Source organism: Sphingomonas sp. Leaf339 (assembly GCF_001426195.1).
Lineage (GTDB): Bacteria > Pseudomonadota > Alphaproteobacteria > Sphingomonadales > Sphingomonadaceae > Sphingomonas.
On sequence record NZ_LMRS01000056.1, the window covers coordinates 155,711 to 168,945 of the forward strand.

At 67.1% G+C, this 13,235-nt stretch carries 9 protein-coding genes; 2 read left to right on the forward strand and 7 right to left on the reverse strand.

Annotated elements, in window-relative coordinates; translation table 11 throughout:
- Positions 1-25: 25 nt before the first annotated feature.
- Positions 26-1,291: a hypothetical protein gene (locus ASG67_RS16215; protein WP_200940818.1), complete on the forward strand. Its 1,266-nt coding sequence runs from the start codon at positions 26-28 to the stop codon at positions 1,289-1,291.
- 49 nt (positions 1,292-1,340) lie between these two features.
- Positions 1,341-5,933, forward strand: a complete 4,593-nt coding sequence (locus ASG67_RS16220) for an NAD-glutamate dehydrogenase (RefSeq protein ID WP_056532250.1) — start codon at positions 1,341-1,343, stop codon at positions 5,931-5,933.
- 70 nt (positions 5,934-6,003) lie between these two features.
- On the opposite strand, the gene ASG67_RS16225 is transcribed toward ASG67_RS16220, so the two are convergent.
- The 7 genes from ASG67_RS16225 to ASG67_RS16255 form a co-directional block, all read right to left on the reverse strand.
- Complete coding sequence (locus ASG67_RS16225; protein WP_156460879.1) at positions 6,004-7,014, reverse strand: PepSY-associated TM helix domain-containing protein; 1,011 nt, start codon at positions 7,012-7,014, stop codon at positions 6,004-6,006.
- 70 nt (positions 7,015-7,084) lie between these two features.
- Positions 7,085-9,532: a TonB-dependent receptor gene (locus ASG67_RS16230; RefSeq protein WP_056532254.1), complete on the reverse strand. Its 2,448-nt coding sequence runs from the start codon at positions 9,530-9,532 to the stop codon at positions 7,085-7,087.
- A 51-nt stretch (positions 9,533-9,583) separates the two neighbouring features.
- A complete protein-coding gene (locus tag ASG67_RS16235) occupies positions 9,584-9,898 on the reverse strand; it encodes a ribbon-helix-helix domain-containing protein (RefSeq protein WP_056532256.1) in 315 nt (104 codons plus the stop codon).
- 2 nt (positions 9,899-9,900) lie between these two features.
- Complete coding sequence (locus ASG67_RS16240) at positions 9,901-10,695, reverse strand: MipA/OmpV family protein (RefSeq protein ID WP_162244374.1); 795 nt, start codon at positions 10,693-10,695, stop codon at positions 9,901-9,903.
- A gap of 17 nt (positions 10,696-10,712) precedes the next feature.
- Positions 10,713-12,536, reverse strand: coding sequence for a cobaltochelatase subunit CobT (gene cobT, locus ASG67_RS16245; RefSeq protein WP_056532260.1), 1,824 nt, complete (start codon positions 12,534-12,536; stop codon positions 10,713-10,715).
- The gene (locus ASG67_RS16250; protein ID WP_200940819.1) at positions 12,536-12,925 is read right to left on the reverse strand and encodes a type II toxin-antitoxin system VapC family toxin; all 390 of its coding nucleotides are present in this window, start codon (positions 12,923-12,925) and stop codon (positions 12,536-12,538) included. Before ASG67_RS16250 ends, cobT begins: the two co-directional genes overlap by 1 nt.
- Entirely contained in the window at positions 12,922-13,203 is a 282-nt protein-coding gene (locus tag ASG67_RS16255) for a type II toxin-antitoxin system Phd/YefM family antitoxin (RefSeq protein ID WP_056532459.1), read from the reverse strand. Before ASG67_RS16255 ends, ASG67_RS16250 begins: the two co-directional genes overlap by 4 nt.
- Positions 13,204-13,235: the final 32 nt, after the last annotated feature.

The following is a 13,235-nucleotide window of genomic DNA, read 5'->3' on the forward strand; positions in this document are numbered from 1 at the left end:
ATACGGGGATGACGGATCGATGGACATGCGGCACGGCCTGGACGACCATGAAGTCCTGACCGATCCCGGCACCGAGGCGACGGTTGACGAACCGTTGTTCGACGTGGGCGGTGACGAGCGGCGGATGCATGTGCGTGCCTATAATCATTGGGTGTCGTTGCTAAAGGGTCGCCCCTTTCCATCGATTGACGACCTCGATCCCGGCAACGTCGCCGATTTTGGCGCGCACGGCGTGCTGCTCGACTTCGCCGGAGACGTAAGGGATCCGGGTATCGGCTATCTGGGCAGCAAGTTGCGCGACGAATGCCGGCTGGATGGCGATATCGTGCGCGTTGCCGACGTGCCGGGTCGATCGCTGCTGTCACGCCTGACCGATCATTATCTGCAGATCATCGCCAACCGTGCGCCGATCGGGTTCGAGGCGGAGTTCATCAGCCTGCGCGGCTGCACGACGCTGTATCGCGGCATCCTGATGCCCTTCGCGGCGGCCGACGGCGGCGGCATCGATCATATCTATGGCGTCATCAACTGGAAGGATGTCGCCGATCCGGTCGTGCAGGCACGCCTGGATGCCGAATTGGGTGCCGCCGTCCTCGCCGGGCCGCGCGGGGCAGGTGAGGCATCGGCCTGGGCGGACGGCCCCCATGCGGACCGCGGCACGGCGGCGATCGGCCATGCCGATCTCGCCATGACCGGATCGCTCGCCGACGCGCTGATGATGGCCCGTGAAACGGCGGCGGCGGTGCGCGCGGCGGACACGCGCAGCCGGTCGGCGCTGTACCGGGCGCTAGGACGCGCGCATGATTTTTCGCTGGCCGCCGATGACGATCGCGAGACGTATCTGCGTCTGGTGACCGAGGCCGGCCTGACCATCCAGCCGCGCGCGCCGATGACGCCGATGGTGAAGCTGGTCTTTGGTCCCGATTACGACAAGACACGTCTGACCGAATTCGCCGCGGTGCTGGGCCATGCCCGCCGCCATGGTATCGCCGCCGGCCGCCTGCCGACCTTCCTCGACGGGTTCGAGGGCGGGATCAAGGCGATCGTGGCGGCCGAACGTCAGGCCCGCCGCCCCGCCAGCACCGCGCCTCATGCCCCGACGCTGGGCGAGCGGCCGGTGATTGCCCGCCTGCCGTTGGCGATGGAGGCTGCGACGGGCGAAGCAGTGGTGCTGGTCGCGCGGATGGGCGCGGATGGCGTGCTCGATATCGTTGCGGGCATCGCCGACCATGATCTGGCGGCCCGCGCTCTCAAGACACGAGACCGGACGGCAGTCACTCACAAGCCCTGAAAAGGTCAGGCCTTGAGATGACCTGCCGCCGGGCGCATAGGACCGCCCCATGGAGATGGACAAAGAAGCTGCCGCGCTTGCTGCGCGGCTGACCAAGGGTGCGTTGCCGGGCGAGCTGCGCGATTTCGGCCCGGTTGAGGTGGAGAGCGCGGCGCGATTCGTCGCCGCCACCGCCGCCGCGCGCGTACCTGGCCATGCCGCCGTCGCGCTGGAATTGATCGCGGCGGACGACGCCCATCGCCGCATGCGGGTGGCGATCGTCAACGACGACATGCCATTTCTAGTCGATTCGGTCGCGGCGGCGATCACTGGTCAGGACATCGCGATCCATCGCATCATCCACCCCGTCGTCCCTGTCACGCGCGACGCCGATGGTACGCTCATCACGATCGGTGCGGGGCCGCTGCCCGAATCGATGATCTATCTGGAGCTGGAACGCGCCGATGCGCGCGACCGGCGCGATCTGACCGCCGGCCTGGAAGCCGCGCTGGCCGATGTACGCGTTGCGGTGGCCGACTGGGCCGCGCTGAAGCAGGCGATGGCACGCGATGCCGACGCGCTGTGGTCCGGTGAAGGCGCCGCACTGCTGCGCTGGTTCCTCGACGGCAAGCTGACGTTCCTTGGTCATCAGGTCTGGACACCCGAAGCCGGCTTCACCGCGCCACTCGGCATCGCCCGCAATCCGCAACCGCGGCCGATCCTGGCCGATGCGTCCTGCCGGCTGGCGCTGGCCTGGTACGAAGGCGGCGGTCAGGCACCGCTGCTGCTGAAATCCAACCTCGTCGGCCGCGTCCATCGCGCCGTACCGCTCGATCTGGTCGTGATGCCGGTGATGGCGGCGGGTCGCGTGACCGGCCTGTCGATCCATGCCGGGCTGTGGACCAGCGCCGCGCTGGCCGCCGATCCGCGGACCGTCCCCGTGCTGCGCGCGCGGCTGGCGGCGCTGGAGGAGAAGTTCGGCTTCGATCCCGGCGGCCATACCGGCAAGGCGCTGACCCACGCGATGACAGCTCTGCCGCACGATCTGGTCGCCGGCTTCGATCCGGCCGAGCTAGAGCAACTGGCGCTGACCGCGATGTCGATTGCCGATCGCCCGCGCCCCGTTCTGGCGCTCGTGCGGGCGCCGCTCGGCCGCCATCTGAACGCGTTCGTCTGGCTACCGCGCGACGACGTCACCACCAGCCGCCGCGTCGCGATCGGTGAGATGCTGGCCGAGGCCGCCGATGCCGAGGTACTGACTTGGTCGATCGCGCTGGAGGATGGGCAGGTCGCCCTCCTCCGCTACATGCTCGATCCGCGTGAGGCCGGTGGCGCGGTGCCCGACGCCGCCCCGCTAGCGCAGCGGCTGGAGCGGATGGTGCGCGGCTGGGTGCCCGATGTCGAAGCGGCCCTGACCGAGACGACGTCGGCCGCGCGCGCCGCGCGCCTGGCGCTACGATGGGCCGCCGCCTTCCCGCAGAATTACCGCAACGTATCCACCGCGAACGAAGCCGCCGCCGACATCCTGCGCCTCGCCGCACTGGAAACACCAGAAGCGCGCGGCGTGCGCCTGTTGCCGCCGCTGCCGGGCGAGGACCGCCAGCTAAAGGTGTACAAGCTGGGCGGAGCGCTCGCCCTGTCGGACGCGGTGCCGGTGCTGGAGAATTTCGGCTTCCGCGTCATCGGCGAACTGCCGACTCGCCTGCGCGATGCCGGCGATGCGTTCGTCCATGACTTCGTCGTCGAAGTCGCCGCCGCCGACACCGATGCCGCCGTGTTGGAAGGCGCGATCGCCGCCGTGCTCGAAGGACAGGCGGAGAATGACGAATTCAACCGCCTGATCGTCGAGGTCGGGTTGGCCCCACAATCCGTGGTCCTGCTGCGCGCGTGGTTCCGGTATCTGCGTCAGGCCGGCCTGCCTTACGGCCTGACCACCGTCGTCGATGCGCTGCGCCGCGCGCCCGACGTGGCCCGTGCCCTCGTTGCCCGCTTCGCCGTCGCGCACGATCCCGCCGCCTCCGATGACGTAACGGTGTGCGATGCCGCGATCGCCGAGGGCCTCGACGCCGTGTCCGCGATCGACGACGACCGCATCCTGCGCGCCTATACCGCGCTGATTGCCGCCACGCTGCGCACCAACGCTTATGCCCCCGCCGCATCGGAAGCGCTGGCGTTCAAGCTCGACAGTCACCTGATTCCCGGCCTCCCCGCCCCCGTGCCGTGGCGCGAGGTGTGGGTCTATTCGCCGCGCGTCGAGGGCATCCATCTACGCGCCGGCCCGGTTGCGCGCGGCGGTCTGCGCTGGTCCGACCGGCGCGACGACTTCCGCGTCGAGATCCTAGGCCTGATGAAGGCGCAGCGCGTGAAGAACGCGGTCATCGTGCCGACCGGTGCGAAGGGCGGTTTCTATCCCAAGCAGCTTCCCTCCCCCACGGTCGATCGCGACGCATGGCTGGCGGAGGGGACAGAGAGCTATCGCATCTTCATCCGTTCGCTGCTGTCGATCACCGACAACATCGTCGACGGTGCCGTCGTCCACCCGGACCATGTCCGCATCCATGACGGCGAGGACCCGTATTTCGTCGTCGCCGCTGACAAGGGCACCGCGACGTTCAGCGACGTCGCCAACGCGCTGGCGCTGGAACGCGGTTTCTGGCTCGGCGACGCGTTCGCCAGTGGCGGCAGTCAAGGCTACGACCACAAGGCGATGGGCATCACCGCCAAGGGTGCATGGGTGTCGGTTCAGCGCCACTTCGCCGAACGCGGTGTCGATGTGCAGACCGACGGCATCAGCGTCGTCGGCTGCGGCGACATGTCGGGCGACGTGTTCGGCAACGGCATGTTGCTGTCGGAGGCGATCCGGCTGGTTGCCGCGTTCGACCACCGCCACATCTTCCTCGATCCCAATCCCGACACGGCGACTTCGTTCGCCGAACGCGAGCGGCTGTTCGCGCTGCCCCGTTCGAGCTGGGCGGATTACAGTGCGCCTGTCTCACCCGGCGGCGGCATCCACAGCCGCAACGCCAAATCGATCGCGATCACGCCCGAAGTGCGCGCCGCGCTCGGCATCGATGCGACCGAACTGGAACCCACCGCGCTGATCGCCGCGATCCTGAAGGCACCTGCCGACCTGCTCTGGTTCGGCGGCATCGGCACCTATGTGAAGGCCGCCGGCGAGAACAACGCCGCGGTCGGCGATCCCGCCAACGATCGCCTGCGCGTCGATGCCGAAGAACTGCGCGTCACCGCCATCGGCGAGGGCGCCAATCTGGGCGTTACGCAGGCCGCGCGCATTGCCTTCGCCGCGCGCGGTGGCCGCATCAACACCGACTTCATCGACAATTCGGCCGGCGTCGATTGCTCGGACAACGAGGTGAATATCAAGATCGCGCTGAACCGCGAGATGAACGAAGGGCGGCTGGCGGAGTCCGATCGCAACACCTTCCTCGCCAGCATGACCGACGACGTCGCGCATCTGGTGCTGGAGGATAACCGCCTCCAGACGCTGGCGCTGTCGATCGCCGAGGCGGACGGCGCCGTCGCCGTCCCCCGCTACGTCCGCGCGATCGAGATATTCGAGGCATCGGGCCGGCTCGATCGCCGGGTCGAGGGGCTGGCCGTCAATGACGACCTGCTCCGTCGCGGGCAGGAGGGACAGGGCCTCACCCGCCCCGAACTCGCCGTACTGCTCGCCACCGCCAAGCTGTCGTTGCAGGACGCGATCGAAACCAGCGGCCTTGGCCTGGACCCTGCGTTGAAACCTGATCTCCATGCTGCCTTCCCGGCCGCGATGCAGGAACGGTTTCCGCAGGCCATCGACGACCACCGCCTGCGCGGCGAAATCGTCGCGACCAAGCTCGCCAACCGCGTCGTCAATCGCCTCAGTATCCTGCCTGCCTTCGAACTGGCGGAGGAGGAAGGCGTCGATCTAGCCGACATTGCCGCGATGTTCGCGGTCGCCGAGCGACTGTTCGGGCTGGACGCGCTCTGGGCGGCGATCGAGACGACGCCGATGGCCGAACCCGCGCGCATCGCGCTGTTCGACGAGGTCGCGCACTTCACCCGTTCGCACATTGCCGACCTGCTGCGGGTCACCACCCCCGGCACGCCGATCCAGACGGTCATCGACCGGCTGGCGGGTGGCATCGCCGAACTTGACCGCCAGATCGATGCGCTGTTGCTCGACGAAGTGCGCGCCCAGCGTGTCCGCATCGCCGACCAGTTGCGGCTTATCGGCGCCCCGGAAGATCTGATCGCCCGCGTCGTCCGCCTGTTCGACCTCGACGGGGCGGTCGGCCTTGCCGATCTCGGCGTGCGGCTGGGCGTCGACGAGGCGGCGCTGACCCGCGCCTATACCCGGCTCGGGCAGGCGCTCGGCATCGACTGGGCACAGACGCAGGCGACGCGGCTGGCGCCCGGCGATCCATGGGAACGGCTGCTCGTCGCCGGACTAGTGCGCGATTTCGAGCAGTTGCGACTCGAATTCCTTGCCCGTCGCGCCGAGGGTGATCCGTTGGCGGCAGTAGAGGCATGGCTGGCCGACAACACCGCCCGCACCGACCAATTCACCACAATGGTCGCCCGCGCCCGCGCCGCGACCCAGCCCAGCGCGGCCATGCTGGCACAGGTGGCAACGCAGGCTCGCGTGCTGCTCGGTCGGTAACCTCGCATCCCTTCCTCTCCCATCGGGAGAGGAAGGGAGCGGCAAAGCCGTGGCGGGGTGAGGACGAAGCCTATCGCTTCCGAATAGCCAATGCCCGACGCCGACGACGCCAGGACACGATCCCGCCAACCATCAACATCGATGGCGCCAAGCCTGCCACGAATCCGACCAGTCGCCCGACGACGCCTAACCCGCTGCCATCATGCAACGCCAGAATCGACCGCCCCGCGACACCCGCCGAAACGCGCGCAGGCGCCGCCACCGCCGACCCGCTATCGTCGGCGACCTTCACCGCGACTGTCGCGACGCCAACCGTCCAATCCGGATTCCGCTCGGTCGGCCAGACGATACGCCGCACCGCACCGGGCGTGATTGCCATCGCCCGTGCCACGATCACCGACAAATTCTGAGCGGGCCGCGCCATCGGCTGCGCCGATACCGGCGCGGGCTTGGCAAAACTGATCCAGACGCCACTGAACGACCAGACCAGCAAGGGCGCGGCAATCAGTACTGCGGCCGCATAACCGAGCCACACCGATCCACCACCAGCCTGACGCCGCCGACTATTCGGCCACCACACCACCACGCCGACAACGACCAGCACCATTGTCAGCACACCGCCAAACCCGACAATGCTGCGCCCCACGCCCGGCACCAACAGGTCACTATGCACTCGCCGCAGAAACCCGACCAGACCTGCGTCGCTCGCCGCGACCTCAAGCACCCGCGCCGTCGGCGGATCGAGATAGATATCGACCGTCCCAGCGCCCTTCGTCCCCACGGATGTGGCGACGACGACCACCGGCGCACCGCGTCGCTCGGGCAACATCATTGCGGCGATCCGCTCGCCCCGCCCCAGCACCGGCCGCGCGGCCTGCGCATACCGATCGACGGGCAATAACACCGCGCCACTGGTCGCGAACCGCGATGCACCGGTCAGCCGACCGATCGCCTCCGGCCACATCAGCATCGCGCCGCTCAACGTCAACGGCACGATCACGAGGATCAACGCGATCCATCCGTGCACCCGCCACCACGCCCGCCCGTCCATGCCGCATCCCTTCGCCGGTGGCCGTGCCACCCCGCGTCATCGTGCGTCAATCACCGGCCGTCTTCTACCCGCCGGGGTGGCGGGGAGAAGCCCGCAAACCTCACAAGCTATAGAACAGGCTCAACACCGCCGAACGCCGGTCGCCGGGGGTCGCCCAGCCATTGTTGCGGATGCCGGTGTAGTATTTCTCGTCGGTGAAGTTCTGCACGTTCACCTGCGCGGTCAGCCCGTTCGCAAAGCTGTATGCCAGATACGCCCGGTGCGTCAGGTAATCGTCTGACCGGTATTGCGTCGGCGCTGCCAGACTGGCGGCGTTCAGCGCGAAGCTGCCCTGATAGGTCAGGCCATAACCGACTTCCAGACCGAACGGCAGCTTGTACGTCGTGAACAGGCTGCCCGAATGCTTCGGCGTCTGCACGAAGAGCGTACCCCGCTGCGGGTCGGGATTGGCCGCCGAGTTGCCGCAGGCCGTGCTGGGGTTGGCGATGCACCGGTCGGAAATCGACTGCAGAATTTCGCCATCCAAATACGTGTAGTTGGCGAAGATCGTCCAGTTCTTGGTGACGTTCCCCGACGCGCCCACCGCGATCCCGTCGACCCTCGCGCGTCCGTCCAACACCTGCGTCGCCGCCGGCAGGACCGGGTCGTTCGAGGCGACACGGAAATTGGTCCGCTCATTGCGGAACACCGCCGCGGTCAGTTCCAGCCGTCGACCAAACAGCCCCGCCTTGATCCCCGCCTCGTAATTCTTGGCGGTTTCCGGTGCGACCTCACACGGGCTGAAAACCGCCGCCCCCGATGCCGTGGCGACACCGCAGCCCAACCGCACCGTCGCCGACGACGGTGTCTTGGAGTTGCCATAGCCGCCATAGATGCTGACGTTCTGCACCGGATGCACCACCGCGCCGACACGGTACGAAAACAGCTTTTCATGGCTGGTCTGCGGCAACAGCGCGGTGCCGGTCAGCGCGGTCGTACCCGGCGGTACCACGGCCAGCGGCAACTGGCGGAACGTGGCATCCTGCACTTCCCAGCGCACACCGCCGTTCAGTTCGACGTACCGACCCAGCTCCAGCGTATCGAACGCATAGACCGCCAGATTGGTCGTCTCCGCCTTCGACTGTGCCGTCACCGTGTAGTTGATCGGGCCGGTATAGACGGTGTTGGGGTTGCGGTAATCGATCTGCGGCAGGATCACGAGCGCGCCCCCGGTCGTCCGTGGCAGCGAGGCGCCGGTGATCGCATAATCTTCGATCGTCCCCGACACGCCGACATTGGCGACGTTGCGGATGCCGCCCTTCTCGCCCGTTTCCAGCCGGATATCGGTCTGGTTATACAACAGCTGGTTCTCCTGATCACGGACCAGGCCACGCGGGCCGCTCGGCTGGTATAGTCCCGGCGCAACGGCGACGGTCTGGGTCGGACGGACGACACCGCTCGCATCGGCGAAGTTGGCGAACGTGGCGGTGCAGGCGGCGCCGGTCGGCGTGCGCCCGGTGGCGGTCAGGCAGTATGTGCCCTGCGGCGCGCTCGTCACGCTGTATTGCCCTACCCGCTGCCAGCGCGTCAGGTTGCGGATCGACAGTTGCTCGTTCACCCGGTGGCGCAGCGTCGCGGTGAAGCGATCGACGGTCGTGTCCTGCCGGTCGAGATTGGCGATGCCGAAATAATCGCCGCGGTCCACGCCGGCCAGTTCGCCATCGTTGAACGCGTTGCGGAAATACGGAACGCCGTACACGGGCGTGTTGCGATCCTCCTGATGGACATACGCCAGTGTCAGGCTGGTCGGCCCATCGACACCGATCGTCACCGATGGCGCGATGCCCCAGCGCTTGTACCGGTCGACATCGCGTCCCGGCACGTCATTGCGGTGGTACGCGCCGTTCAGCCGCACCGCGACCAGATCGGACACGCGCTTGTTGGCATCCACCGCGCCACGCCAGTAATCGTCGGTGCCGACACCCGCCTGGATGATCGTCAGATCCTCGGGCCGCGGTTCCTTGGTGACGAGATTGATCGTCCCGCCGACGCTACCCGCGCCGTTGAAGACCGAGTTCGCACCGTTGTACACCTCGATCTGTTGCAGGTTGAACGGATCGGTGCGGCTGTACTGCGCACTGTCGCGAACGCCATCGACCGTGATGTCGTTGTTCGCGGAATAGCCGCGCAGGTTGATGCTGTCGCCATAACCGCCGCCGCCTTCGCCCGCGCCAAAGGTGATGCCGGGGATCGTCTGCAACGCGTCGCGCAGCGTCTGCAGGTTTTGTTTGCGCAAGACCTGATCGCTGATGACCGTGATCGTCTGTGGCGTGTCGAGCAGCGCCGACGTCGCCTTGGGGCTTTCCACCACCGCGGCCGCCGCTTCATAACGACCGTTGACGATAATCTCGTCGCGCTCGGCCTGTCGTTTACCGTCCTGCACCGTCGCCGCGCGATCGGCCGCGGTCACATCGGCAACGACTGGATCGGCCGCATAGGCCGGCGCAGACGCGATGAATCCGACGCAAGACAACGCGAGGAACGACGCAGACGACTTGGACACTGAAATACCCCTTAGCTTCGGGTATGCAGCTATTGAGAGTCGTTCGCACTGTCAACGCTATTGCGAGTGAATTTCACCATTGTCGCGAAATGTGCCAACCTTTTCGTCGCTTGCGCTATTCGCTTTCTCCGCGAACAACCAACTGCGCAACGCACTCGCCAGATTGGGTGGCTCGTCCGCGAGCAGCCGCATCGCGTCGACTTGCGCCACCACCGCCGACAGCGGCCATGACCGTACCACCGCCGCCGCCTCCAACGCCGCCCAGAATACCGGTTCCAGACTGATCGACGTCTGATGCCCCGCGATCGTCACCGACCGCTTGACCGGCCCGACAAAGCCGCCCGCCGGTGGCGCGATCCCGGCGACCGTCAATGTCACCGACCGCCCGGCAAAGGCCCGAACGTCCACATCAGCGCCAACCCGCCCGACGACTGATTACGCGACCCATCCGCCCGCACGATCGGCGACCGCGCAGCATCGCTCACCAGCCGATCATATTTGGCGTAGCCCATTAGTCCCCATCGCGGCCCCATCTGCCGCAGCGCCCCCGCCGTCACGCCCACCGCCTGCAGGCCGCCGCCCGCATCGAACGCCGGCAACCCGGACGCGGTCGAAGCAGCCGGCGTCACGCCGAAATACGCACGGTGATATCGCCGGTCGCCCAGCGTCGCGCGCGGGCCCACCGACACCAGCCAGTCGTCGCGGTCGCGCACGACATAATCCGCGCCGACACTCCCAATCCAGCCCTTGTGCCCGCCCAGCCCCTTGCGCAGTTCGGCGCGCAACCGAATAGCATCGGTCGCCTGCCACTGGACGAAGGCGCCTGGCTCGACCGTGAAACCGACCGTATCCAGCCCGGGCCGCACATCGCGTCGCCCGCGCCGGCCCTCGAACCCAATCGCTGGGCCGATCGCGAACCGCCCCCGCCGGAACAGCGCCGACCCGGCACTTTCGTCGGGCGCCTCGAACGCGAACACATCATCGCCGCGCACCCGCGACACATCGATAAACGGGCGCACGCTCACCTGATCCGCACCGGGAAAGCTCGGTGTCAGTTGCGGTCCCAGCACCACCCGCGTCCGCCGTGGCTGGTCATCCTGCGCGGCGACTGGCCCCGCCGTCAGGCCGATGGCGGTTAGGGAGATGGCAATCGTGACGATGGTCTTCATCCGCGCACGATACAGCATCAATCCGTATCGAACAGCGCCGCCAGTTGATCGATGATCGCCCCGCCCAGTTGCTCGGCATCCATGATCGTCACCGCCCGCGCATAATAACGCGTCACGTCGTGACCGATGCCGATCGCCACCAGTTCGACCGGGCTCTTCGATTCGATCCAGCCGATCACCTGTCGCAGATGCCGTTCCAGATAGCTGCCCGAGTTCACCGACAGCGTCGAATCGTCGACCGGCGCGCCGTCCGAGATCACCATCAGGATGCGCCGCTCCTCCGGCCGCGCGACAAGGCGGGCGTGCGCCCATAACAACGCCTCGCCGTCGATATTCTCCTTCAGCAACCCTTCGCGCATCATCAGGCCCAGCGCGTTGCGCGACCGCCGCCACGGTTCGTCGGCCTTCTTATAGACGATGTGCCGCGTGTCGTTCAGCCGCCCCGGCTGCACCGGCCGCCCCGCCGCCAGCCACGTCTCGCGGCTCTGTCCGCCCTTCCACGCGCGCGTCGTGAATCCGAGAATCTCGGTCTTGACCCCGCACCGCTCCAGCGTGCGCGCGAGGATATCGGCGGAAATCGCCGCGATCGAAATCGGCCGGCCGCGCATCGACCCCGAATTGTCGATCAGCAACGTCACCACCGTGTCGCGGAAATCGGTATCGCGCTCGACCTTGTAACTCAGCGACTGGCCAGGGCTGACGATCACCCGCGCCAGCCGGGCAGCATCGAGTAGCCCTTCTTCCTGATCGAAGTCCCAAGCTCGCGATTGCTGCGCCATCAATCGGCGCTGCAACCGGTTCGCCAGCTTCGACACCGCCGACTGCAGATGCGCCAGTTGCTGGTCGAGATACCCGCGCAGCCGCGCCAGTTCCTCCGCATCGCACAGGTCGTCGGCGGTCACGACCTCGTCGAACTGCGTCGTCCATGGCTTGTAATCGAACTGCGGCCCCAGATCAGCGGCCGGGCGGTTGGGACGGACAGGCTGCATGCCTTCATCGCCCTCGTCACCGGGTTCGCCGTCCATGTCGTCGGGCGAATCCTCGCCCTGCTCCTGGCTATCGCCGTCGTCATTGTCTGACTCGCGTTCCTCGCCGCGTGCCTCGACCTCGCCTTCGCCCTGCCCGCCTTCGTCTGCCTCGTCGGTTTCGTTGTCGGCTTGCTGCTCGTCCGTGCCTTCCTCGTCGCTACCGCCTTCGTCGGCCTCGTTCGGCTCCTGCTCACCCTCGATCAACTCAAGGTCCGCGAGCAACCGCGTCGCGAGCGCCTGAAACGCGCGCTGATCGTCCAGCGCCAGCGCCAGCGCAGACAGATCGACACGGCCGTCCACCCATTCACGCACCATCGCCAGCCCCGGCGCCGCGACCGATGGCGACTCGCGCCCGGTCAGCGCCTCGCGCACCATCAGCCCCAATGCGCTCGACAGCGGCACCTCCGCCTTCGACCGGGCGCGCGTGATCGGATCGCTCCGCATCCGTGCGTCGAGCGCATATGCCAGATTGTCGCCGATCCCGTCGTAACCCCGGCTGCCCAGCGCCTCGACCCGCGCCGTCTCGATCGCATCGTACACCGCCCGTGCCACCGGCTCCGCCGGCGCCGCCCGCTGATGAAGCGTCGCATCGTGCAGCCGCAGCCTGAGCGCGAACGAATCCGCAAAGCCCCGCGCCTCCGCCACCTGTTCGGGCGGCAGCGCGCGTGCCGGCATCGGCACCTTGATATGCTTGCCCGACTGCACCGGCGCATCGGCGGTGAACGCCAGTTCCACCTCCGGCTCGTTCGCCAACGCTCGCGCCGCGCCGCCCAGCACCGCCTTAAACCGGTCGAGAGGGGTTTCGTTCGCCATTACCAGAGCACCTTGCAACCAAATCGGGCGATCTCGCGGTCGCGGGTAATTATCGTCAAATCACCAATCAGCGCCTGCGCGGCGATCATCCGGTCGAATGGATCGCGGTGAGTTCCCGGCAGATAACCCGCGCAAAGCGCATGTTCAGCCGTGATCGACAGGGCCTCGAACCCGTTCGCTGCCATCAACAATGCATAATCCCGCGTGAAATTGTCGATCGACCGCAACTTGCCAGAATGCGTCTTGATGGCGATTTCCCAAACACTCGCCACGCTGACCATGACGGTCGCGGCCTCGTCCGCCAGCGCCGCTCGCCCCTGCGCACCGAGGCGATTGGCATCCGTCCACCACCATAACAGCGTATGCATGTCGAGCAGGAAGCGGTTCACAAGCTGAACTTGTCCGGACCCTTGCCTTCCCAAAGCGCCAACTCCTCCTCCGGCATCGGGTCGAACCACACCGAATCCGGGATCGGCCCCGTCAGCTTCAGTCCGCCCGGCACCCGTTTGGGCCGCGGCGTCGGTTCGATCGGCACGATCTTCGCCCATGGCGAACCTGCCTTGGCCAGGATGATCTCCTCGCCGGCATGGGCACGGTCCATCAGCTTGGACAGGTTCGTTTTCGCCTCATGGACGTTGAACGTCTTCTGCGGATCGGCCTCTGCCATCGCGCCCTCCATCGGTGGACTAAGTAAATTAG

What these genes read in the sequence shown, in the direction of transcription:
- ASG67_RS16255 (WP_056532459.1), bottom strand. Translation starts at nt 13,203, where the DNA reads ATGGCAGAGGCCGATCCGCAGAAGACGTTCAACGTCCATGAGGCGAAA.
- ASG67_RS16215 (WP_200940818.1), top strand. Translation starts at nt 26, where the DNA reads ATGCGGCACGGCCTGGACGACCATGAAGTCCTGACCGATCCCGGCACC.
- ASG67_RS16240 (WP_162244374.1), bottom strand. Translation starts at nt 10,695, where the DNA reads ATGAAGACCATCGTCACGATTGCCATCTCCCTAACCGCCATCGGCCTG.
- cobT (WP_056532260.1), bottom strand. Translation starts at nt 12,536, where the DNA reads ATGGCGAACGAAACCCCTCTCGACCGGTTTAAGGCGGTGCTGGGCGGC.
- ASG67_RS16220 (WP_056532250.1), top strand. Translation starts at nt 1,341, where the DNA reads ATGGAGATGGACAAAGAAGCTGCCGCGCTTGCTGCGCGGCTGACCAAG.